This window comes from Chitinophagaceae bacterium (genome assembly GCA_016710165.1).
Lineage (GTDB): Bacteria > Bacteroidota > Bacteroidia > Chitinophagales > Chitinophagaceae > Ferruginibacter.
Genome location: JADJLJ010000001.1, coordinates 290,201 through 313,522, shown reverse-complemented (window position 1 = coordinate 313,522; position 23,322 = coordinate 290,201). Strand labels below are relative to the sequence as shown.

Below are 23,322 nucleotides of genomic sequence, written 5' to 3'. Positions count from 1 at the left end.
TTTTAGGCGGCAAAGATAAGGGAGAAAAGGGAATTATTAACAGGGGGCTGCTAATTCGAAAAGCCTGATTTAAAACCGTTTCGGCTACGACATCAAACGCATCACCGGATCAGGCTTATGTTGCCATTAAAGGTATAAAGTTTACCCTCCCGGTCCCTGAATTTTACCACGTAAACATAGGTACCCGGATCAAGTTGCTGGTTCTTATACCTTCCATCCCATCCTTTACCGACCTCTTTTGACTGGAAGACCAACTGACCATTTCGGTTAAAGACCTGCAGGAGGTACCCGGTCACTTCTACATTTAAACCCGGCCGGAAATGATCGTTCTTCCCATCATTATTTGGTGTAAAGGCATTGGGTATGCCGGTGGGAATGCAATTGGTCTCATAGAGGATGATCGAATCAGACCCGGTACAATTATTAAAGTCGGTAACAGTTAAAGAATAAATGCCGGGATCCCTTATTTCAACTACCGCATTGCCTGCACCTGTATTCCATGTATAGCTGCGATAGCCCGGTACATTTATCTTCAGCACATTGCCTGCGCAGAGTGACTGATCCCCGGGTAAAAATCCTTTGGCAGCGGAACGATATTCTTTATGATGACCCTTGCCGTGGCGGAGCAATTGAATTCATTGGTAACGGTAACACGGTATGTACCGGTGGATGTTACAGCATAAACCGGTTGCATACTGTTGTCCTGCCAGAGATAACTGTTGAAAGTGCCGGGGTTGAGAACGATGCTTTGTCCTTCGCAGAGATTCCGGTCGGCGCCCAGGGTTGGTTTGGGCAAAGGATCAACCGTGAGGCTGGTAATAAGAATTGAATCGCAGCCGGCATTTGTTTTCAATGTATCATAATATACGCCGGTGCTGGTTTGCAATCTTCCCCCGGCAAAATATCCCTGGCCCTGGCAGATGCGGACAGATTTGGTACCTGTTGCCCGGCTGATGGTAAGATGCAGGTTGATGATGATACTGTCGCAGCCCAGGTCATTTAATACCACATGAACATAGTTGCCGCTGCTGTTGTATGTCCTTCCGTTGAGGGTATAGGATGTGCAGGTGTTGACGGTAAGATCTGTAGTAACGGCGGCATTGGAACACTGCCTGAGTTTCTGAATAAAGATCTCACTTTGCCCTGCTGAAGTGAGTTTGTATTCGTCCGGGCCGGGATCGAAATCCTTGGTCCCTTCAAAAGTGCCGGCCACGAAGATATTATCCTGTTCATCCAGTTTCAATGTATACCCGCTGCCATAAAACGAACCGGTGCCCTGCGCTACCCATACAAATTCACCGGCAGTATTTAATTTCAACACAAAAATATCGGGATCGCCGGTGGCGGTAAGTATGCGTGTGCCTGGGCCGGGGTCAAAATCGGCCGAACCATTGTAATGGCCCGTGGCATACACATTATTATCTGCATCGGCTTCCACGGCAAAACAACGTTGAAACGAAGGGCCGATAATATGTTTTACCCAAACGAGGTTGAAGTTGAGATCATATTTGGCCACAAATACATCTTCATCGCCAATGGGTGAACTCAATATGTTTGTCCCGGTACCGGTATCAAAATCGGTATTGCCATCAAAATACCCGGTCACCAGTATGGAACCGGCATTATCCGGTTTCAGGCTCGTGCAACGTACCCTTCCGTCCCCACCCATCCTTCCGGCCCTCACAAAACCGCCGTTTGCATTCAGCTTCAGGATAAATCCATCGCCAAAGCCATTGGAACTGAGATCATATACATTGCTGCCGGGATCAAAGTCCACCGTACCCCAGAAAAAGCCGGTGGTATAAATATTATTCTGCCCGTCGAGGCCAATGGAATACGCCCCTTCCGACAATGTTCCGCCAATTTGTTTTGCCCATATAAAATTCCCGGTATTGCTGAGTTTGCAGATATAGATGTCGGTTGAGCCCAGGGATGTCATGTTATAAATGCCCGTGCCCGGGTCGAAATCGGATGTGCCGTCGAAATACCCGTTGAGGTAAATATTACCGGACCTGTCAAGTACGATGGCATTACTGAAATCGTTGGAAGGGCCGCCGATCTTCCTGGCCCATACAAAATTCCCGTTGTTGTCAAATTTGGAAATGAATATGTCTTCGTTACCGGCAGAACCCAAAGTGGTCACCCCCGGGCCGGGATCAAAATCAAGTGAACCAAAAAAGATACCCGTCATATAAATATTCCCGGCCGAATCGAGGGTGAGTGCATAGCCGGCCTGGTACCTGAAATCACCGATGCTCTTTGCCCATACCAGGCTGCCATCGGGCCTGTACTTGGCCAGGAAAATGTCTTCGGCATTTACCGACCGAAGATCGAATACCCCGGTGCCGGGATCAAAATCAGTAGTGGTGGAAAAATAGCCGGTGGCATAAACATTGCCTGCTGCATCCAGCGCCAGTGCCTGGCATACGTCAAATGAACTGCCACGCATCTGGCTGGCCCATTCCAGTTTGGCTGACTGGCCATTTGCAACGGCAAGGCTGCCAAACAGGAAAGCGAATATGGCAGGGAAGCTTTTCATTTCATATCTAAACGTAAAAAACCGGGCAAAGGTTTGGTGCCGTCCGCTGTAATACCCGGGGTTTGAATGCTAAGGCAAGCAGGAGCAACCGGATGCTGCTTTTAGGAAGAATCAGCGGATCAGCAAGAAACTACCATTATTTACAGATTCCCAGCCATAAATATTGGAGAATGTAATGCGGTACACATAAGAGCCAGAGGGTTGATTTTTGCCTTTGTAAGTTCCATCCCAACCTTTCCCGTATTCGTTTGTCTCAAATACTTTTTCACCGTAGCGGTTGAATACAATAAAACTGAAGTTCTGAACAGCCTGGTTAATGGTAGGCTTGAAAACATCATTTTTTCCATCGCCATTCGGTGTAAATGCATTGGGTATGCCGATGGGAATGCAGTTGGCCCTTAGAATGGTTATCGAGTCCGTACCGCTGCAGTTATTATTATCTGTTACAGTGAGGTAGAATGTTCCGAAACTCCTCAGCGAAATATTCCCCAAAGTGGAACCTGTATTCCACAAATAGTCCTTATATCCCGGCACGGATATTTTTACTTCGTTACCATAACATATCTTTTGATCAGGCGGTAAGAAGTTCTTAGGTACGGTATCTATTGCCAATACCTTCAGGCTGTCTGTTGCAGTACAAGTATTGACATCGGTAACTTTTACCCAGTATGTACCAATACTGTTGACCGTGAAGTTTGGTTGCGTGCTGTTATCCTGCCAGAGATAGCTGTTAAAGACTCCCGGGGTAATTATCGCCGCTGAAGACACACAAAGATTTCTGTCAGGGCCCAGGTCGGGGTTTGGTTTGGGATGTACTGTTAAGGTTGTTGTAATCACAGAATCACAACCAAGGCTGGTAAGCAACGTATCTTTATAAATACCTGAAGTAGTTTGGTTGGCGCCACCGGCGTAGTAGGTTTGTCCTTCGCAGATGGTTGCGTTTATTGAAGTGAATTTCCTGTTGATGATCAGGTTAAGCGTGATGATACTATCGCAACCTGCAGCGTTTGCAATAACCTGTGTATATGTACCAGTGCTTGTATAGATATGTCCATTCAATACATAGCTATTACAAACAGCAGCATTAATAGTAGAGTTTGTATTCCCAATACATTGACTCATCTTGTGGATATAAACATTAGTACTTCTGGTGAACTAAGGGTATATATTCCAGGGCCCGGGTCAAAATCAACTGTATTTTCGAATGCTCCTGTTGTATAGATATTTTTTGAGGCGTCAACATTAATAGAAAAGCCATAATCATACCACACTCCACCCATGCTTTTTGCCCAGATCAAATCGCCATTGTTATTAAGTTTACAAATATAAATATCGGATGCATCCGTTGAGGTAAGGTTAAACACACCCGGACCGGGATCAAAATCCCCGATCCCTATAAACAGCCCGGTAATATAAACGGCGCCCAGGTTATCAAGTGTAATGGCAAAATGAGTTTGCTCATACGAATTTGGTTCTTCTGTATTACCAAATTGTTTTGCCCATATTAAATTCCCATCCGGGCTTAATTTCAAGACAAAAATATCATTTGTACCTGTCGAGGTAAGGTTATAAGTACCTGGTCCTGGATCAAAATCAACCGTTTGACTGAAATGTCCCGTTATGTACAAGTTACCCGAATTATCATTCACCATTGCATAAGAGATCTGTGCTGCAGAAGTGCCAAGCATCCTGGCCCACACAAAATTCCCATTGCTATCTAGTTTCCAGATGTAAATACTATGGGGAGATGACAATAAGTAGATACCGGGGCCAGGATCAAAGTCTGATTGATAATGAAAAGTCCCCGTTATATAAGTATTCTCTTTCCTATCGAGCACAAGTGAAAATCCCCATGATGATGGTATATCCGGGCTAGATGGTGGGTCCTGGATCTGTTTTGCCCAAACGAAATTGCCGTTTACATCCAGTTTTTGAACGTAAGTACTGGGACGTCCATTCATTTCAAACAAACCTGGCCCAGGATCAAAATCTGTCCGAGACGTAAAATACCCTGTTGAATAGACATTTCCTAAGGCATCTACCTTAATTGATGAACCTCTTGAATGGGCAGCACCTTGCGCTACCAGTTTGGCCCAGATAAGATTTCCATCTTTATCCAGTTTACTTAAAAATGCAGTCTGGTCGGAAGGAGGCGATAGATTTAAAACTCCCGGGCCCGGATCAAAGTCTGTAATACCCCCGATAAATCCGGTAATGTAAATATTCCCTGCTTGGTCAAGCTCTAGGTTCCTGGGTTCATCATTACCCGGACCATCGAAGTGTTTTGCCCAGATAAAGTTACCGGCAGCGTTCATTTTCGATATATAAATATTGGTAGAACCATTGTCTGAAGTCAGGTTAAATACTCCGGGGCCTGGGTCAAAATCAACTGTTCCTGCAAAGACCCCGGTTGAATACACGTTACCCATCGCATCCGTTTTTAGCGAGATGCCATAATCGAATAAGGAACTGCCAAATTGTTTTGCCCACTCAAAATTTAATACTTGAGCCTGTAGATAATTGGTACAAATCACAAATAGTATAAGCAGTATTTTCTTCACGTGCAGGATCAAAATTTAACTTTTACAAGGGCTAATCCCGGATAAAGATAGCGTTAACAATGATAAATATAAAACAGCAACTACATTCTGTATCTTGCAGCCTATGTTATTTCTTCGTAAAATAACCCTCACCCAGTTCAAGAACTATAACCTCCATTCTTTCGTTTTCGATGAAAGAGTTACCGGCATCTGTGGCCTAAACGGCCGGGGCAAGACCAACCTGCTGGATGCCATCTATTACTGCTGCTTTACCAAAAGTTATTTCAGTAAAACGGACGGATTGAGCATTCAGTTCGACCATGACGGTTTCAGGCTGGAAGCCATCTTTAAAACAGCAGCGGAAGACCAGAAACTCACCTGCATCAACCGGCTTGCCGGTAAAAAAGAATTGCTCCTCAATGATGTGCCTTATGAAAAATTCTCGCAGCACATCGGCAAATTCCCCGCCGTGATGGTGGCCCCGGATGATATTGAACTCATCACCGGCGGCAGCGAAGAAAGGCGCCGGTTCATGGATACCGTGCTGAGTGAGATGGATGCAGACTACTTGCAGGATCTTATTAAATACAATAAGGTTTTACAACAGCGGAACAGTTTGTTAAAGCGATTTGCCGAACAGGGAAAAACGGACTGGCCCCTGCTGGAAGTGCTGGACGAACAATTCATGGGGCCGGGAAACCGTATCTATGAAAAAAGAAAACAGTTCACCGAAGCCATGATCCCGCTGGTGCAGCAATTTTATACACAGATCGCCGGAAAAGAGGAAAAGGTTTCCATTCAATACAACAGCCAGCTGAATGAAACAGATCTTTACAGCCTGCTTAACCAGTACCGGGAAAAGGATTTCCTTTTACAGCGCAGTAATGCGGGCATTCACAAAGACGATATAACGATGCAGCTGGATGGCCAGGTATTTAAGACCACGGCTTCGCAGGGGCAGCGTAAGAGTCTGTTGTTCGCTTTGAAACTGGCAGAGTTTGAGTTGCTGAAAATTAATAAGGGTTTCACCCCCCTCCTTTTGCTGGATGACGTTTTTGAGAAACTGGACGATAACCGCATGCACCGGCTATTGCATTGGGTTTGCACCGAAAACATCGGCCAGGTGTTCATTACCGATACGCACCGGGAACGGCTGGAAGAAGCGTTTGAAAAACTGGGGACGGAGTACCAGATCGTTGAATTGTAAGAACCGATACGGGATACCAGATCCAGGATACAGGATATGTATACTGCCAGCATTCTGTATCCGGTATCTCGTATCCCGTATCTGGTATCCTGTATCCGGTATCTTGAATCCTGCATCCCGCATCATTGCCTTACCTTTACCCCATGGGAGAAATTTCATTACAGGATGCCATCAACCAGTTCCTTCAAAAAAGCCGGCTCAAGAACGGCATACAGGCATTGCGTATTGAAGACGTGTGGGAAGAAGTGATGGGGAAAACAATCGCCAAATACACCGACAAGATACAGATCATCCATTCCACCTTGTACATAACTACGTCGGTTGCCCCGCTCAAGAATGAATTGCTTTTTCAAAAAGAAAAGATAAAGGAAAGGGTAAATGATGCATTGGGTGAAAAGACGATCAAGGATGTGGTCATTAAGTAATACCGATGCGGGATACAAGATACCGGATACATGATCCGTGATTTAAAATACCTTTAGTAAAGAAACATCTTACATCCTGTATCTCGTATCCTGTATCCTGCATCCTGTATCCTGTATCCGGTATCCTGTATCCGGTATCCTGTATCTCCCCTTACTTATTCTCCAGCGGCCTGACCACAAACCCTTCCTTCCGCAGCAAAGCGATCAGTCCTGCCTGGCCTGGTAAATGACCGGCGCCAACAGCAACAAATACCGGGTCTTTATGCATGATGGTTTTCAGTTGCCCTACCCAGTTCCTGTTCCGGTTGTCGAGCATCATATCTTGTTTGTCTTCCATCCCGTAATCCTTGTCATTCATCATCCGCTCCATGGCAGCCATGTCCTGGTTCTTATAAGCACTCACCATCGAGTCGAAGAAGCGTTTTGACCTTTGCAGGCTGTCGATCGTTTTGAGGAGTTCAACCGCCTGGGCCTCATAGGGAATGCTGTCAAAAACAGATGCCTGGAACGCGAGGGTCTCCAGCCCCAGCAGTTCCTTCTTGTTTTCCTTGGCCAGCTTTGCCAGTTGCTGCTCCACGCCACTCACCGTTTTACATTCCATCAGTTTGGGATAAATGAGCGAGGTAAGCATCATGGGCTTGGTTCCCTGGTAAAAACCAAGCGATGTTTTCAGCGAATCCTTAAAAAATGATTCCACCCGTTTGTATTCTTCAGCCGTAAAAAGGTCCTTCAGTTTTTTACCGTTCTTCATCTGCATCATGTTCAATCCCCCCAAGATGGTGGTAATATCATCCATGTCCAGTTCCATGTAAACCGCCGAAGCATTTTTTACCGCCTGTTTCAGTGCATCACTGAATAGCACATCCTCTTTACAAAGCAGGTGAAAGGTACCGAGCAGGTAACTGGATGTTGTAAGCCCGTTGCCGCTTACTTCCCACAACACGGTATTATTATCCGGGTTTGTTTTGAACTGAACGGGAGCCTGTGCTTCAGCAGGCCCTTTTATCAAGAGAAGGATTGCCAGGTAAAGAAGTCTGATCAAAAAGGTCATGAATAAAAATACAAAAACAATACGATCATAGATCCTTTTTATTATATTAGCTGAAACATCAAATATGAAAACGGCCGCTTTCTCATTCCTGCTCGTTCTTTTTTTCCCGTTGGGCACCATTGCACAAAAGGGACAACCCGGTTTTGGTAAAGTGGATAAGGCCGACCTGCTGATGACGGACTGCGATTTTGACAAGGGGGCCGCTGCCCTCGTACTGCTTGATTACGGCAATACCTATTACGACCGGGGTACCGTGGGGTTCTCCACATTTAAGACCGTTTATGAAAGGAGGACACGCATCAAAATATTAAAAGAGAGCGGGATCGCACTGGCAGACGTGCGCATACCGTATTACAACCGCAACAATGAACAGAAGATCTTAAAACTAAATGCGAATACTTACAACCTGGATGCTTCCGGTAAGGTTCAGACCACGGAAGTAAAAAAATCATCCATTTATTCAAAAAAAGTTGATGCCAGTCACGCAGCCATGATCATTGCGTTTCCCGAAGTAAAAGTGGGGAGCATCATTGAATATAGTTACAGCATTGAAACAGAGACCATCAACCTCAATGACTGGTATTTCCAGCACCGCATCCCGGTACGGTTCAGCGAATACCAGCTGAAGATTCCCCAGTTCTTCCGTTTTTCCATACAGCCGAATGTAGTTGACCCCATTGAAGACAAACAGGATGTAAGCACAGAGATCATTTCCATGGCGGAAGGAGCGCTTGAAACCAAAGTGCTGACGAGCAAATACACCATGCACAACCTGTTGGGGATAAAAGATGAACCCTTCATGGGCGCCGCAAAGGATTATATGCAGCGGATAGAATTTCACTTAACACAGATCGACTACGGCGACCGTACAGATGATATCAGTACGAAATGGAGTGATATCATAAAAGACCTGAAAAAAGATGAAAGTTTCGGGCTGCAACTTGAGCACAATGTACCGGCTGCTGCTCCACTGGTTGAAGAAGCAAAACGGGTGGCGGATGCTGAACAGCGGATGAAATTCCTGTATAATAAACTACGCCAGGACCTTACCTGGAATGAGGATAACGGCATTTATACCGATATCGGTATCGCCAGGACATGGGAAACAAAAAAGGGTAACCTGGCAGACATCAACCTGTTGCTGATAAAACTGCTGAATGATGCCTGCATAAAGGCCCAACTCATTCTTTTCAGTACACGGGACAACGGCCTTGCAGTGCCCAACTACCCCAACAAAAGCCAGTTCAACAGCGTGATGGCGATTGTGACCATCAACAATAATCATTTTGTCCTGGATGCAACCAACAAAGTGATCCATTACAGGCTCATCCCGGAAGAAGTGGTAAATACGAACGGGTTCATCGTGGAAGGCGAGAACGGGCGGTGGAAAGAGATCATTTCAGGCAGGAATCATTATAAGGTAACGGCTGCTGTACAGGGCGAAATAGATGCAGAAGGGAATATGAAAGGCAGCTGCCTAGTGAATTGTTACGATTATGCCCGGGTGCAGCGTTGTGAAGAATGGAACAGCAATAAACAGAAATTCAAGGAAGATCATTTTTTAAAGCCCTACCCTTCTGTACGGGTGGAAGAACTTACCATCAACAATGCGGAAGCGGATTCGATGCCGCTGGAGCAGAAAGTGAAATTCAGTTCCGTGCTCAACAGTTCGGGCAATTACAAATATTTCAGCGTAAATCTTTTTTCCGACCTGGACATAAACCATTTCGTTTCAGAGACCCGGTCATCGGATGTGGATTTTGGCGTACACCAGGATTATAACCTGTTTGGTAATTTCACCATTCCTGCCGATTATGTTTTTGACGGGCTGCCCGAAAACATTGCCATGGCCACTGCCGACAGGGGTATCATATTCAACCGCACCGTGAATGCAGATGGGAACCTCCTGAACATACGGATCACGGTGGAATTCAAACGGACCTTCTACCCTGCCGACAGTTACCCGGATTTCCGGGAGTTTCACAAAAAGATGTTTGATAAACTGAATGAGCAGGTGGTGATAAAGAAGAAAACAGCGCCCTGATAAATCCCCTTTTAAATGACCCGGTATAAACTGCCCCCCGTTTCAAAAAGCCTGTCAATCCTTTTTTCTGTAGCGGCATCTTTTTCCACGGGCGGAGCATGATGAGGCTTGATCCGGGCATCGATCACCAGTGGCCCATGACAGCCCCAGTGCTTCTTTTCGGTAAAAGGGTTGATCCCATACATATCATACGAAGGGTTGCAACGGGTGAATGTTACCCACAAAAAGTTATTGAGTCTTTGGCTTACAAAAGCGGCATCATCACAGATCACGATCAGCGGAATGCCTTTTAATTGATCATTGTACATCCCACATTGCTCATTGAGCATTTCCATCTCCTTAACAGCCGCTTCATAATTTGTAAATGGCCTTGCCTGCAGGGCAATTACCCCCGGCATTACCAGCCGGGCATTTTCAAACGACTGCAGATCCTTCAATACAGCAGGCACTTCAGTATTCAGTTCCCTCCGGGATGGTCCGTAGGCAGCCAGCACAACCTTGCTTCCGCTGTTAAGACCGGTGCCCGAATAGTCCAGGGTATCCATGGTGGTGTTTGTATAAAAATGGATATCTCTTTTCAGATCGATCCGCTGCAAAACATAGTTGAAGTATTCTTCAACATTGTGTGTGCTTAACGTATGCTCATCACCGGCGGTTATAAATAAAAATTTAGCAAGACTCAGTTGCCCGGTACCTAAAATATGGTTGGCAATGGTTAATATCTCAGCCGGTTGTTTTGCCTGTGCATATGGTGTATATCTTTCGCTGCCGATGGCAAGTAATAACGGGTGAACCCCTGCCGCATCAACGGCATGCACTTCTTTCAGTCCCGGTATTTCCTGCTGCAAAGCTTTGCCGGTCATTTTATGAATGAGTTGGCCAAAACTGGTATCTTCCTGCGGCGGGCGGCCAACAACCGTAAAAGGCCAGATGGCATTCTTTCTTGCATAAACCTTATGCACTTTCATTACAGGAAAATCGTGTTTTAAACTGTAATAACCCAGGTGATCACCAAAAGGTCCTTCGGGTTTGTTATCATTTGGATACACTTCCCCCGTAATTACAAAATCAGCATCGGTGCTTATGCAAAACCCATCTTCATATGTGTACCTGAACCTTCGTGCACCCAGTACGCCGGCAAATGTCATTTCACTGATCCCTTCCGGCAGCGGCATCACAGCGGCCACACTATGCGCCGGCGGCCCGCCGGCAAACACACTTACTTTAAGCGGTAAGCCTTTTTGACTGGCTTTGGACTGATGAACACCAATACCCCGGTGCAATTGATAATGCAGGCCAGCTTCTTTGCCCGGTTCATAATCATTGCCGGATAACTGGATGCGGTACATGCCCAGGTTGGCATGCATGATGCCGGGCTTTTCAATATCCTCTGTATACACCTGGGGCAGGGTTACAAAGGCCCCTCCATCCATCGGCCAGTGATGGACCTGGGGTATGTCGGAAATTTTTATCTCTTCATACAAGACCGGTCTTGTTGCCGGATCCTTCTTCGGCAATGCATTCAGCGCTGCTAAGCCGGCACTGAAATTCTTAAGGGGGCTTTTAATGGCCTTTACCGGGTCGTCCTTCAATTCGATCAGTTGCTGAACGGTCTTTAACGTATCCCGGAAAATGAATTCACTTCGTTCCAGCGTGCCGAAGATATTGGATGCCGCCCTGAACTTACTTCCTTTTACATTTTCAAACAGCAGTGCCGGCCCGCCGGCCTCGTGCACCCGCAGGTGAATGGCCGCCATTTCCAGGTACGGATCAACTTCTTCTTTGATGCGGATGAGCTGGCCATTGCGTTCCAGGTCGAGTAAACAATCTTCAAGAGAGCGATAGACCATTAGAGTTTATTACAGGACAAATGTATAACAGAATCGCAAGAGAAAGGGGGATTGTTGGTGTAGGATACCAGATACGAGATTCAGGATTCAGGATGGAATCCGGGAATTGAAATATTCATGCTATAGCAGGAAGGTTATTGCATCTCGCATCTGGCATCTGGTATCCTGTATCTTGCATCCGTGATCTCATCGGGATCCGGATTGCATCCGGTATCCTGTATCTTATTTTTTTAAATACATCACTTCCTTCACCAGCTTAACCGTTCTTGGAACATCCGGTAAATAAGCAGCCACAAGGTTTGGCGCATAGTGCATGGGAGCATCAGCCGAGGTTATCCGGCGGATGGGAGCATCTAAATAATCGAACCCTTCTTTTTGTATGCGGTAGCTGATCTCAGACGATACAGAGGCAAAAGGCCATTGTTCTTCAACAATAACCAACCGGTTCGTCTTTTTCACACTTTCGAGTATCGTGAACCAGTCTAACGGACGGATGGTTGCCAGGTCAATAACTTCCGCTTCGATGCCTTCTTTGGATAATTCCTCTGCAGCAGCAAGGGCGATCTTCATCATCTTATTGAAGGAAACGATGGTTACATCTTTTCCCGGCCTTTTAATAAATGCCTTACCAATAGGCAGGAGGTATTCTTCTTCCGGCACTTCACCCTTATCCCCATACATCACTTCACTCTCCATAAAAATGATCGGATCATCGTCACGGATGGCGCTTTTCAACAGGCCTTTTGCATCGTAGGGATTGAAACGGAGATGACCTTTAACCCAGGAATGTTCGCATATAAAGCCTCAAAAGCGGTGGAATGCTGGGCTCCCAACTGGCCGGCGCTTCCATTTGCTCCCCGAAAAACGATCGGGCAACCAACCTGTCCGCCACTCATTGCCAGCATTTTAGAAGCGGTATTTAAAATTTGATCTAAAGGCAGCACGGCAAAGTTCCATGTCATAAATTCAACGATCGGGCGCAGGCCATTTTGAGCAGCGCCTACTGCAATAGCGGCAAAACCAAGTTCGGCAATGGGAGTATCAATAACCCTTTTCTCCCCAAATTCATCCAGCATACCCTGGCTCACTTTATAAGCACCATTGTATTCCGCTACTTCCTCTCCCATCAAAAAAACCCGTTCGTCTCTTCTCATCTCTTCCTGCATGGCTTCCCGCAGTGCTTCTCTAAAGGCTATTTGTCGCATTTGTGTAGTTATGTTTATGTCCCGATGATTTTCGGGAGCAAATTTATCTTATCAGGGGCAGATGAACAAATCCTGTTCAAAGGCTCCTGACGGCATTGATGAAAGCGCTTAGCTTCTGGATATCAAGCTTTCCATTACTGCGGACACCACTGCAAACATCCACCCCGAAAGGCTGAACCGTTTCAATTTTCGATGAACCCAAAATAAAACAAGTTGATTTTAAAATTGCTTCTCCAGCAACACCTTTACATTAAAAGGAAGGTATTTTAGAATGTCATCATTCTCGCACACATATCTTTTCATCCGCACATACCCGTTTCTTTCATGCGCCTTGATGATGGAAGTATTGTTTTCGAAGCAGGATAACTGGGCCCTGCAGATATTCGGGTCAAGTTCTTTTGCGTATGCCAGGTGCACATCCATCAGTTGCTGGGTGATGCGTTTTCCCCGGTGGTTATCGTCCACAAATACATATTCAAGCTGGTAGGTACCCATGGGCCGTTCAATGTGCAGCATTTCTTTGATCATCTCCATTTTGGCCTGGGCCTTGATCACGCTTTCCCTGGGGAAAACATAGGAGATCAGATTAGACTTAAGCAGGTTGGATGACATGCCATCGTAATAGCCTTCTACCCAGCCGCCCAAAGCGCCCACCGGCTTATCGCCATACCAGGCAATGAAATAGCTGCTCACCGAAAAATCGCAGCCATCCACTTCTTCCTGCAGCATGGCAATGATGAGTTCCTTTACCTTTTCTTCCGACAATTCAAAGAAATTGGCGAGGCCGAGGTTTTCCGTAAAACTTTTTTCTGCGCCAATGATCACATCGGCTAAAAATTCAACATCATTCAGGGTGGCTTTCCTGATCACGTATTCTGATTCCATACCGTTCATTTTGCTGGTTTATATTTATATATTTTCTATCACAATGGCACTGGCCCCTCCTCCTCCGTGGCAGATCCCTGCAGCGCCGTATTTAGCTTTGTTCTGCTTTAATACATTGATCAGTGTCACCACGATCCTTGCACCGCTGCAGCCCAGCGGATGACCGATCGAAACAGCGCCGCCATTCACATTTACTTTGGACGGATCCAGTTTCATGCGGCGGCTGTTCTCAATGCCTACCACCGAAAATGCCTCATTCAGTTCCCAGTATTCAATGTCTTCCATTTTCAGTCCGGCTTTGGCAACTGCTTTGGGTACGGCTACTGCCGGTGCTGTGGTAAACCATACCGGCTCCTGGCTGGCATCGGCGTAAGATACTATTTTAGCGATGGGTTTCAAACCCAGTGCCGCTGCTTTTTCCTTACTCACCAGAACAAGGGCGGCAGCGCCGTCATTCATGGTGGAAGCATTGGCGGCAGTTACCGTCCCATCCTTCTGAAATGCGCCCTTCAGGCCTGCCACTTTATCGAACTTTACTTTATACGGTTCTTCGTCCTTTGTAAAAAGCAGGGGGTCTCCTTTCTTCTGCGGAATTTCCACCGGTACGATCTCTTCATCAAATTTCCCGCTTTCAATGGCAGCCTGGCTCCTCTTATAACTTTCAATGGCAAAAGCATCCTGGTCTTCCCTTGTTATTCCGCAGGTTGCAGCACAAAGCTCTGCAGCATTACCCATTGCTTTACCATCATATACATCGGTGAGGCCATCCTTTGCAAGGCCGTCTATTAATTGTGCATTGCCATATTTATTGCCCCAGCGAAGGCTATCGGCATAAAAAGGAGCATTGCTCATGCTTTCCATACCTCCGGCAACCACCACATCGGCATCGCCCAGCAATATGCTTTGAGCGCCCTGCACAATGGCTTTCATGGCGCTGGCACAGACCTTGTTAATGGTTGTGCTGCAGACCGTATCCGGCAGGCCGGCAAATTTTGCAGCCTGGTGTGCAGGCGCCTGTCCCAGGTTTGCCTGTACCACAGAACCCATCAGAACCTCTTCTACCAGTTCGGGGGCAATACCGGCCTTTTTTAAAGCGCCTTTTATGGCGATGGCGCCCAACTGGGTGGCCGTAAGATCTTTTAATGAACCTCCAAAACTTCCAATGGGGGTACGAACCGCTGAAATGATATACACTTCTCTCATATAGCTTGAAATTTAAGATGCAAATATAAGCATAACCGGCTAAGCAGGTTCAGACACCGGGCACTAAGGAAACCGGCTAAACCCTGTAAAACAGTTTACGCTTTTGCTTGCAAATGACAAATCTTGTTTGTAGCTTGGCTACCCCCATTATTTTTAAGGTATTGATTTTTTAAAAACTAAATTCTTTAAAAAATGAACAGAAACAATTCAGGAATATCACCCCGCCGGAAATTCCTGGGAACCATTGCTACAGGCGCTGCTGCATTCGGACTATCCACCTTCGGTGCATCTACCAGGGCGAATGCAGGCATAGTATCCTCTCTTGAAAACAAAACAGATCACCCGGAGACCCGGAAGAATGGTTTAACCAGATAAAGGGCAAACACCGGATGGTGTTTGATGTGGTTGATCCAAAACAAGGCAAGGAATCCATTTTACCTTTCGCATGGCCAAAGGTCTTTTTACTCACCAATGCTGCCACCGGAACCCCGGAGAAGGAAAGTAATGCCGTGGTGATATTGCGCCACAATGCCATTCCCTATGCCATGGAGGACCGCCTGTGGGCAAAATATAAACTCGGCGAAGTATTCAACATCAAGGACGATACTACCGGTGCCCCTTCGGTACGTAACCGTTTCTGGAAACCGAACCCGGGTTACAGCATACCGGGTGTTGGACCGGTGCCCATCGGCATTAATGAATTACAGGAAAGCGGCGTGATGTTCTGTGTGTGCGGCATGGCCATCAATGTGCTGAGTGCGGTGGTAGCAGGCAATATGAAATTGAATCATGAGGAGGTGAAGAATGACTGGCTTTCGGGTGTATTGCCGGGTATTCCGTTAATGCCGTCGGGCTTGTGGGCCATAAGCCGTGCCCAGGAACACAAGTGCTCTTACGTACGCGTATAACAGAGACCAGATACAGTTTTAAAGTGAGAAAAGGCTGCTGGATCCAGCAGCCTTTTTATTGCCAATGCCCGTACCTGAATTCCGGTTACCATTTATCATAACCCCTTCGCTTTGGATGGGTGAACTTGTTTCTTCTGTCATAGAATTTATCCATCACCATACGGATTTCACGGTTTCGCTGCTCTTCGAGGAACCTTACCTGGCGCATTTTATCATACCGGCTCATGAAGAATCTGCTCTGCACCGCAAGGATCCTGTTATCGTATTCCCGGTTTATCCGGTTGATCTGCATATCTTTTTCACGTGCAGTGAAGTAGTAGGTGTTGCCACGGCCATCATGCTTGTCATACTTGTCGAAGCTCTTGCTTCCTTCATCTTTGGGATCATCGTACCGGTCTTTACCGTTCCATTCTTCCTTCGGGCCATTTTGTGCAAATGCGGTGGTAAACATCAATCCGGAGATCAATAGTGTAAACATCTTTTTCATAGTTGTAATTTTTAAAAGTTAATAATGCCCTTAAGATGTTTTGTCATACCGGATGTTTACAAAGGATATGTTAACGGATATAAAGCATTTGTTAACAGCCCGATGCACGCTTCTGCCATTTATAAAAAAAGCAACCCCATTTTATTTATTTTCGTTAGTTTAGAATCAAAATCAAAACAAACGGCATGAAACATTTATTTGCAGCAATTACACTGTTAACACTGATCCTCTTTGTGTCCTGCGCTAAAAAAACAACCCCGTCCGCTACGGCAGCAGAAGCACCGAAGCCCAAAGCAACTTCCTATACTGCAGATGTATTACCTCTTATACAGGCGAAATGCGCTCCCTGCCATATTCCTTCCAAAGGAGGCAATAAGGCAAACTTTGAAACCTATGCCACGGCTTCAAAATTTGGCGCTGCCATGGCAGAGCGTGTTCAGAAAAACCCCGGTGAAAGAGGTTTCATGCCCATGCGGAATCCAAAACTTTCAGAAACGGAGATCAGCATTGTAAAAAAATGGGTTGAAGGCGGGATGGCTGAAAATTGAGTTTCCCTTTACGAACTTTTTATTCTTGGGTCAATGATGCGGTACAAAACATCCGCAAACAGGTTGATGAGTATAAAGATGCATGCGCTGAGCAGAACAGATCCCATCACAACGGGGTAATCCAGTTTTTCCAGCGCATCCACGGTTACTTTGCCGATCCCTTTCCAGCCAAAGATATATTCAATGAAAAAAGCGCCGGCAAGCAGTTCGGCAAACCAGCCGGTAACTGCTGTGATCACCGGGTTGAGGGCATTGCGTAAAGCATGTTTGAAGAGGATGGCCCTTTTAGGCAGACCTTTTGCATACGCGGTACGTATGTAATCCTGGTTCAGCACATCCAGCATGGAACTGCGGGTGAGTTGTGTGATGATGGCCAGCGGGCGGATGCCCAATGTGAACGCAGGAAGGATAAGATTTTTAAGGTTGAGGTATTTTGCCCCGGTCACTTCATCAATGTCGTACCAGCTACCGGTTAAATTCAGGCCGGTATAATCATGCAGTACCACCCCAAATAAAAATGCAATGATGATGGCCATAAAAAAGGAAGGCGCCGATATGCCGGCAATACTGGAGAACACCGCCGTGGTATCCAGCCAGGTCCCTTTTTTAATTGCGGCCAGCACTCCAAGCAAAATACCGGTGAAGCTGGCAAAAAGCATGGCAGCAAAAGCCAGGATCAATGTGCCGGGCAAAGCCTCCAGCAATACCTCCCCCACTTGTTTTTTGGTTTGATAACTTTTGCGCAGGTAGGGCATCTTTATGCCAAACCTGTTCTCTCCCCCGGTAAAAAAACCCCGGAGCTCCCTCTTTTCAATATCCGCCCGGCTGTGAACACAAATGGGTGAAACATCATTGAGATAAAGAAAGAATTGCTTCCATTTCGGCTGGTCAAGGTAAAGGTCACTCCGTATATTGTCCATGGTTTTCTTATCGCCCGTTTGTCCAACGACCATCCGGGCGGGATCTCCAAAACCCTGGAACATGACAAAGACCAGTACCACTACCCCAAGCAGTACAAATACAGAATAGAATAATTTTTTAAAGAGGTAGGTCATGCTTTCGGTTTATGTTACCTCACTTTACGATCTTCCTGGCGTCTTCCCAGCTCCACTTGTTTTTAATTACAGGCCCGTTCATTTTGTACAACGTAGGGTTTACCCGTGCAGCCGTTTTGATGGCTGTAACGTCACAGGTAAATACCGGCACAGCAGCCTGCCCCGTTCTGTTGAATACCGTGTTCGCTGTTTTACTGTCGGCCGTTACCACATAAACCGGCAAAGCAGACCTGGAATAAAAATCAATAAACCCATCATACCAGACATCCTCTTTCCGGTTGAATTCTTTTACAAAAAGCAGGTAGTATTCTCCCGGCTGGCTGAGCACGGCTTCCGTAGTATCGTTCCCGCTGGCGGTGGTTAAAATGAAATCATTTATCAGCGGCACATTGTTCTTGCCTTTTTCCAGCAATCTTTGCTTTCTGTCCACAAACTCCCAGGTACTGTCTGGCAGGGCATCCACTTTAAATTCTTTTGACGCACCGTTCTTCCGGTACACAAATACATAATCGTATTTGTCGGGGATGGCATCCTTGGGCATTTTACGCAGTTCCAGTATATTATTTCCCGCCTGGAAGGGTAAACAATCCTTAACAGGCAAATGGTGCAGCACATACCATTGCAGGCCCAGCACACCGGAAAGACAAAGCGTGAACAGCACAATATTCACACGATTCGGAAGGAAGGGCCGGATGTGTTTTATTCCAAATAAAATGATCAGCACCAGCAGCAGCAGGATGATGTCCTTTGTAAATGTCTGCTCCGGTGTAAGCGGGATGCAATCGCCAAAACATCCACAGGCCCTTATTTTGCCGCTGAACAGAACATAACTGGTAAGGAACGTGAAGAACAGCATCAGCAGCAGTAAAAGACGGGAGACGGTTTTTGTTTTCCAGCCCAGTAAGAGCGCCACACCCAGTACCACTTCCAGGGTTATCATCAGCACAGAGAACCACAGCGACTGGTCATGCAGCCAGTCGAGCAGGCTTACCAAAAAACCGCTGCCTGCCCACGCTTCAAAGAATTCCTGCATTTTATACGCCAGCCCGAGCGGGTCAATGGCTTTTACCAATCCTGAAAAAATGAACAACGTACCAACCAGGATCCTTGAAATACTAACGGCTATCTTCATAAAGTAAAATTCAGTTTTACAATGAATCATTCGCTATGAACCATGAACTATGAGCTATGAACCTTTTCTTCCACCAGTATCAATGCAAACACTGCATAGTTTATAATATCATAGAAATTGGCATCAATCCCTTCGCTGATGATGGTCTTGCCTTCGTTCAGAAGGATCTGTTTGATGCGTAATACCTTCGCCAGTATCAGGTCCGCAAAACTTTCCTGGCTCATCTCCCGCCATGCTTCCCCGTAATCATGATTTTTATCCTGCATCAGTTTTTTGGCAATGCTTACTTTTTCGTTGTACAGTTTCTCCACGGTCTCTACCGGCAGTTCTTCCAGCTCATCATCCTGTATGTCCAGCTGTATCAATCCGATGATACCATAATTAAGTATGCCTTTGAATTCACTGATGATATCATCGCCTATCTTCTGAACCCCCGTCTGCTGTACGGTACGGATGCGTTTTGCTTTTATATAGATCTGGTCGGCAACAGAAATGATGCGGTAGACCCGCCAGGACGTTCCATAATCCTTTGTTTTCTTCAGGAATATCTCTTTGCAGGAATCAACAGCCCTATCGTATTGCTGGTTCGTATTCATTTATCAATATGCATTTGTAACTTCGTGCGATAATAACTCAAAAATAACTGAAAATACGGATGTACAGCATAAACTGCAGGGGAAGGCTTTTGAACATACAGGAGCCACTGGTGATGGGCATCATCAATGCCACACCCGATTCCTTTTATGAAGGGCATCTGAATTCGGGCATGGACGGCATCGTTTCGCTTGCTGCAAAAATGATCGGGGATGGCGCAGACATACTGGACGTTGGCGGATTAAGCACCCGCCCCGGCAGTAAACCCGTTTCCCTGGAAGAGGAAACAGGCCGTGTTGTTCCGGTGATCAGGGCGATCCTTAAAGCGCACCCGGGTGCAGTTATTTCTGTTGATACGTATAACAGTGCTGTTGCTGCAGCAGCTGTTGAAGCCGGTGCTGTCATCGTGAATGACATCAGCGGTGGACACCTGGATGAGGATATGCTTATCACCGTTTCCCGCCTGGATGTTCCTTATATATGCATGCACATGAAAGGCACACCGGAAACCATGCAGCAGGATCCGGTGTATGAAGATGTGGTTAAAGAGGTACTTGATTTTTTTATTGCCAGAATAGAAGTATGCACCCGGCTGGGTATCAGGGATGTCATTGTTGATCCCGGTTTTGGCTTTGGAAAAACAATTGAACATAATTTTCAACTGCTGAAGAGGCTGGAAGTATTCTCCATCCTGGAAAAACCGCTCCTGGTGGGTTTGTCCAGGAAGGGCAGTATCTACAAAACATTGGATACAACAGCCGCCGGCGCCCTCAATGGCACTACGGTATTAAACAGCATTGCGCTGATGAACGGCGCTTCCATTCTACGGGTGCATGATGTGAAAGAAGCCAAAGAGGCCGTTACACTTTACAGTGCATACAAAAAAGCGCCCTGATCTCCCAGGGCGCCTCCATCATACATTCAGGTTACTTATTTCTTTGTTGCTTTTTCGATGCTGTCAACACGGGCTTTTTCTTCCTCCTGCATTTTCCGCATCATTTCCTGCTGAAACTGGTTCTGTTTGGCAGTATAGGCTTCTTCTGCCATTACATCCTTCACCTCCATATCAAAAACAAGGATTGAATTCGGCTTGATCTTATCTCCATTTCCTGCTTCACCATAAGCCAGTGAGGAAGGTATATAGACAGTGGCTTGTGAGCCATTCTTAAGCTGCAGCAATGCATCTGTCCAGCCCATGATCACCTGGCCTACTTCCCAGATCTTCACTTCATATGGTTGTGCATGCATGAATTTCGGGTCAATATTCGAATCAAATACAATTCCGCTGTCCAGTGTCTTACCGGTGTAGTTAACCGTTACCACACTGTTGAAATTGATCTTTTCGCCGGTACCTTCCGCCTGTATGGAAACATAAGTACCCCATTTGGTCTTTTCTGCTTTGATGTTGTTCTTCGCCAGGTATTCTGCAATGATCTTATCGTCTTTTGCAAGCTGCTCTTTATTTTTGGCCATGTCTTTTTCAACATCTTCCATCTGCTTTTTAAACAGCTTTGGTTTCATCACGATCTTTTCGGCATTGTTGGCGCTGTCGGCCTGGTCCCTGGTTTTGAAAATATTGACCAGCCGCACATGGGTGTAGAGGAATTTTCCTTTTTTCATATAAGGAGGCAGGGGCTGCCCGTTCATACGGCTCAGCAGGCTGTCTGTCAATATGCGGATGACCAGGCTGTCGCCGATCCGCAGGTTACGCATGATCTTAAAGTATTCAAGGGGCGTACCTACTGAATCAAACACCTGTATGCGGGGCATGAAATCATGACTGTCGTACAATATGGAATCCTTTGTACCCCCGTTGTAAACCTGCTTTACATGGAGCTGAATAAAGTCGCCGTAGCCCGGCTTATTACCACTGCCCTTGGCAAAAAGTTTATACTCCAGGCCCTTATCGCCCTTCTTAAACCCCCCGGTACAGGCAGCTAAAGCCAGAACGCAGAAAGCCAGATAAAAGAATTGTTTCATTGTGTGTATTTTTTAAAATTGATAACTGCTTAACTGATCGGTATTTTCTTTAATGGCCGCTTTGAATTTGGCCACCACTTCCTCCAGCGGCTCTTTATTAAAACCACCGGCTGCATTGAAATGCCCGCCGCCATTAAAATATTTACGGGCAAAACTGTTCACATCAAACCCACCCTTGCTGCGGAAGGAACTTTTGCGTTCCTCTCCCCGGTCGATGATGATGGCTGCCAGTTTGATGCCCTGTATGCTCAGCGGGTAATTCACCAATCCTTCGGTATCGCCGGTCCGGATATTGAACTTGATAAGATCTGACTGCGGAATGGAGATCAACGCGGTGTTGTATTCATAAAAGACTTCCATCCGGTTCATCAGTACATGGCCGATGAAACGGAACCGGTTCTCCAGGAAATTATCAAACAACTCTTCATGCACCCGGCTGTGTTGCAATCCCTTTTCCTTGAGGTCAGCGATCATTTTGTGGACACTGGCGGTGGTAGAAGGAAAACGGAAAGAACCGGTATCTGTCATGGCGCCGGCATATAAACATTCGGCCACGGCTTCATTGATCTTATCATCGTGACCAGATGCTTTGATAAAATCATACACCATTTCAGAGGTAGAACTTTTACCGGTATCGCTGTTGCCATACGCAAATACTTCCACCTGCGGTTCCCGGTGATGGTCAATTAATATCCGGTCGCCCTTTGCAAGCGCCAGTTTTTCTTCCATACGCTTGGTACGGCTCAGTACATTAAAGTCGAGGCAGAATATCCAGTCGGCCGCATCAATGGCTGCATTGGCCTTTGTTTCCACCGCTTCATAATCCAGTACTTTTTTACAATCGGGCATCCAGTTTAAAAAAGAGGCCCAGTTGGTAGGTGAAATAACGGTAACGCTATGCCCGAACTGGATCAAAAAATGATACAGGCCCAGTGCAGAGCCCATGGCATCGGCATCGGGCTTCTGGTGCATGGTTATCACCACGTTCCTGGGTTCGCTTAACTGAGTGACTATATTTTGTAATGGCTGCATAAAGCGGCGCAAAAGTAATTGAAAGTTTCCAGTTTCCAGTTTGAAGTTTGAGGTTTGTAGTTTATGGTTTGTGGTTTTATAACAGCTTTCTAACTGAAAAACGCCAGAAACTTCAAACCTCAAACAACAAACTGCCTATCTTTGCGGCTCAAAAAAGAAAAAAATGAGCAACAGAACATTCACAATGATCAAACCCGATGCAACAGCCAAAGGAAATACAGGCGCCATCCTATCCATGATAAATGCCGCAGGTTTCCGCATTGTTGCCATGAAAATGACAAAACTCAGCAAAGAAAAGGCCGGTGAATTCTATGCCGTACATGCTGCCAGGCCTTTTTACGGGGAACTGGTTGAATTCATGAGCAGTGGCCCTATTACCGCAGCCATACTGGAAAAGGACAATGCGGTGGAAGATTTCCGCAAACTGATCGGATCCACCAATCCTGCCGAAGCGGCTGAGGGAACCATCCGCAAATTATATGCTTCCTCCATTGGCGAAAATGCCATACACGGAAGCGACAGCGATGAGAACGCAAAAATTGAAGGCGACTTCTTCTTCAGCAAGCTGGAACAATTTTAAACAGAACCCAGGCACCATAAAAATGCCCCTGTAAAGCAGGGGCATTTTCTTTTAAAT

General features: G+C 46.2%; 23 protein-coding genes and 1 pseudogene. 8 read left to right on the top strand and 16 right to left on the bottom strand.

The window, feature by feature from the left end; all coding sequences use genetic code 11:
* Positions 1-101: 101 nt before the first annotated feature.
* The 4 genes from IPJ02_01410 to IPJ02_01395 all read right to left on the bottom strand — a co-directional run bounded on the left by IPJ02_01410 (position 102) and on the right by IPJ02_01395 (position 5,100).
* Positions 102-539: a gliding motility-associated C-terminal domain-containing protein gene (locus IPJ02_01410; GenBank protein MBK7374261.1), complete on the bottom strand. Its 438-nt coding sequence runs from the start codon at positions 537-539 to the stop codon at positions 102-104.
* Complete coding sequence (locus IPJ02_01405) at positions 533-2,539, bottom strand: SBBP repeat-containing protein (protein ID MBK7374260.1); 2,007 nt, start codon at positions 2,537-2,539, stop codon at positions 533-535. Before IPJ02_01405 ends, IPJ02_01410 begins: the two co-directional genes overlap by 7 nt.
* A gap of 111 nt (positions 2,540-2,650) precedes the next feature.
* On the bottom strand, positions 2,651-3,661 hold the full coding sequence (locus IPJ02_01400; protein MBK7374259.1) for a gliding motility-associated C-terminal domain-containing protein: 1,011 nt from the start codon (positions 3,659-3,661) through the stop codon (positions 2,651-2,653).
* Positions 3,658-5,100, bottom strand: a complete 1,443-nt coding sequence (locus tag IPJ02_01395; protein MBK7374258.1) for a hypothetical protein — start codon at positions 5,098-5,100, stop codon at positions 3,658-3,660. Before IPJ02_01395 ends, IPJ02_01400 begins: the two co-directional genes overlap by 4 nt.
* Before the next feature lie 103 nt (positions 5,101-5,203).
* Between IPJ02_01395 and IPJ02_01390 the strand changes: the two genes are divergently transcribed.
* Together IPJ02_01390 and IPJ02_01385 are read left to right on the top strand one after the other, a co-directional pair.
* Positions 5,204-6,286 carry a DNA replication/repair protein RecF gene (locus IPJ02_01390; protein ID MBK7374257.1) on the top strand — a complete coding sequence of 361 codons (1,083 nt, stop codon included), beginning with the start codon at positions 5,204-5,206 and terminating at the stop codon, positions 6,284-6,286.
* Between the two features lie 143 nt (positions 6,287-6,429).
* On the top strand, positions 6,430-6,711 hold the full coding sequence (locus IPJ02_01385) for a DUF721 domain-containing protein (GenBank protein MBK7374256.1): 282 nt from the start codon (positions 6,430-6,432) through the stop codon (positions 6,709-6,711).
* Positions 6,712-6,862: 151 nt separating this feature from the next.
* On the opposite strand, the gene IPJ02_01380 is transcribed toward IPJ02_01385, so the two are convergent.
* The gene (locus IPJ02_01380; GenBank protein ID MBK7374255.1) at positions 6,863-7,753 is read right to left on the bottom strand and encodes a TraB/GumN family protein; all 891 of its coding nucleotides are present in this window, start codon (positions 7,751-7,753) and stop codon (positions 6,863-6,865) included.
* A gap of 73 nt (positions 7,754-7,826) precedes the next feature.
* On the opposite strand from IPJ02_01380, the gene IPJ02_01375 reads away from it, so the two are divergent.
* Complete coding sequence (locus tag IPJ02_01375; GenBank protein MBK7374254.1) at positions 7,827-9,806, top strand: DUF3857 domain-containing protein; 1,980 nt, start codon at positions 7,827-7,829, stop codon at positions 9,804-9,806.
* Between the two features lie 11 nt (positions 9,807-9,817).
* Here the strand turns inward: IPJ02_01375 and IPJ02_01370 are convergent, their stop codons facing one another.
* The 5 genes and pseudogenes from IPJ02_01370 to IPJ02_01350 all read right to left on the bottom strand — a co-directional run bounded on the left by IPJ02_01370 (position 9,818) and on the right by IPJ02_01350 (position 14,949).
* Entirely contained in the window at positions 9,818-11,656 is a 1,839-nt protein-coding gene (locus tag IPJ02_01370; GenBank protein MBK7374253.1) for a UbiD family decarboxylase, read from the bottom strand.
* Positions 11,657-11,878: 222 nt separating this feature from the next.
* A pseudogene (locus IPJ02_01365) lies at positions 11,879-12,861 on the bottom strand (pyruvate dehydrogenase complex E1 component subunit beta).
* Between the two features lie 76 nt (positions 12,862-12,937).
* The gene (locus IPJ02_01360; GenBank protein ID MBK7374252.1) at positions 12,938-13,087 is read right to left on the bottom strand and encodes a hypothetical protein; all 150 of its coding nucleotides are present in this window, start codon (positions 13,085-13,087) and stop codon (positions 12,938-12,940) included.
* Positions 13,081-13,746, bottom strand: coding sequence for a GNAT family N-acetyltransferase (locus IPJ02_01355; protein ID MBK7374251.1), 666 nt, complete (start codon positions 13,744-13,746; stop codon positions 13,081-13,083). The genes IPJ02_01360 and IPJ02_01355 overlap by 7 nt, the downstream gene beginning before the upstream one ends.
* A 24-nt stretch (positions 13,747-13,770) precedes the next feature.
* Positions 13,771-14,949 carry an acetyl-CoA C-acyltransferase gene (locus tag IPJ02_01350; GenBank protein ID MBK7374250.1) on the bottom strand — a complete coding sequence of 393 codons (1,179 nt, stop codon included), beginning with the start codon at positions 14,947-14,949 and terminating at the stop codon, positions 13,771-13,773.
* Between the two features lie 192 nt (positions 14,950-15,141).
* Between IPJ02_01350 and IPJ02_01345 the strand changes: the two genes are divergently transcribed.
* Both IPJ02_01345 and IPJ02_01340 read left to right on the top strand, forming a co-directional pair.
* Complete coding sequence (locus tag IPJ02_01345; protein ID MBK7374249.1) at positions 15,142-15,324, top strand: twin-arginine translocation signal domain-containing protein; 183 nt, start codon at positions 15,142-15,144, stop codon at positions 15,322-15,324.
* Between the two features lie 14 nt (positions 15,325-15,338).
* Entirely contained in the window at positions 15,339-15,857 is a 519-nt protein-coding gene (locus tag IPJ02_01340) for a hypothetical protein (protein MBK7374248.1), read from the top strand.
* An 85-nt stretch (positions 15,858-15,942) separates the two neighbouring features.
* Here IPJ02_01340 and IPJ02_01335 read toward each other — a convergent pair whose 3' ends face one another.
* Positions 15,943-16,344, bottom strand: a complete 402-nt coding sequence (locus IPJ02_01335) for a hypothetical protein (GenBank protein ID MBK7374247.1) — start codon at positions 16,342-16,344, stop codon at positions 15,943-15,945.
* Between the two features lie 185 nt (positions 16,345-16,529).
* On the opposite strand from IPJ02_01335, the gene IPJ02_01330 reads away from it, so the two are divergent.
* Positions 16,530-16,892, top strand: coding sequence for a hypothetical protein (locus tag IPJ02_01330; protein ID MBK7374246.1), 363 nt, complete (start codon positions 16,530-16,532; stop codon positions 16,890-16,892).
* 8 nt (positions 16,893-16,900) lie between these two features.
* Here IPJ02_01330 and IPJ02_01325 read toward each other — a convergent pair whose 3' ends face one another.
* Genes IPJ02_01325 through IPJ02_01315 form a run of 3 tightly spaced genes read right to left on the bottom strand, consistent with a single transcriptional unit; the run spans position 16,901 to position 19,675 of the window.
* Entirely contained in the window at positions 16,901-17,947 is a 1,047-nt protein-coding gene (locus tag IPJ02_01325; protein MBK7374245.1) for an ABC transporter permease, read from the bottom strand.
* A gap of 19 nt (positions 17,948-17,966) precedes the next feature.
* Positions 17,967-19,079 (bottom strand): DoxX family protein, encoded by a 1,113-nt coding sequence (locus IPJ02_01320; GenBank protein MBK7374244.1) that lies wholly within the window; start codon positions 19,077-19,079, stop codon positions 17,967-17,969.
* Positions 19,080-19,126: 47 nt separating this feature from the next.
* Entirely contained in the window at positions 19,127-19,675 is a 549-nt protein-coding gene (locus IPJ02_01315) for a DUF1599 domain-containing protein (protein MBK7374243.1), read from the bottom strand.
* Between the two features lie 59 nt (positions 19,676-19,734).
* Here IPJ02_01315 and folP point away from each other — a divergent pair, with 59 nt between their 5' ends.
* Entirely contained in the window at positions 19,735-20,568 is an 834-nt protein-coding gene (folP, locus tag IPJ02_01310) for a dihydropteroate synthase (protein ID MBK7374242.1), read from the top strand.
* Between the two features lie 35 nt (positions 20,569-20,603).
* Here the strand turns inward: folP and IPJ02_01305 are convergent, their stop codons facing one another.
* Both IPJ02_01305 and IPJ02_01300 read right to left on the bottom strand, forming a co-directional pair.
* Positions 20,604-21,653, bottom strand: coding sequence for an FKBP-type peptidyl-prolyl cis-trans isomerase (locus IPJ02_01305; GenBank protein MBK7374241.1), 1,050 nt, complete (start codon positions 21,651-21,653; stop codon positions 20,604-20,606).
* A gap of 12 nt (positions 21,654-21,665) precedes the next feature.
* Positions 21,666-22,685 carry a bifunctional oligoribonuclease/PAP phosphatase NrnA gene (locus IPJ02_01300; protein MBK7374240.1) on the bottom strand — a complete coding sequence of 340 codons (1,020 nt, stop codon included), beginning with the start codon at positions 22,683-22,685 and terminating at the stop codon, positions 21,666-21,668.
* 163 nt (positions 22,686-22,848) lie between these two features.
* Here IPJ02_01300 and IPJ02_01295 point away from each other — a divergent pair, with 163 nt between their 5' ends.
* Positions 22,849-23,265 (top strand): nucleoside-diphosphate kinase, encoded by a 417-nt coding sequence (locus IPJ02_01295; GenBank protein ID MBK7374239.1) that lies wholly within the window; start codon positions 22,849-22,851, stop codon positions 23,263-23,265.
* Positions 23,266-23,322: the final 57 nt, after the last annotated feature.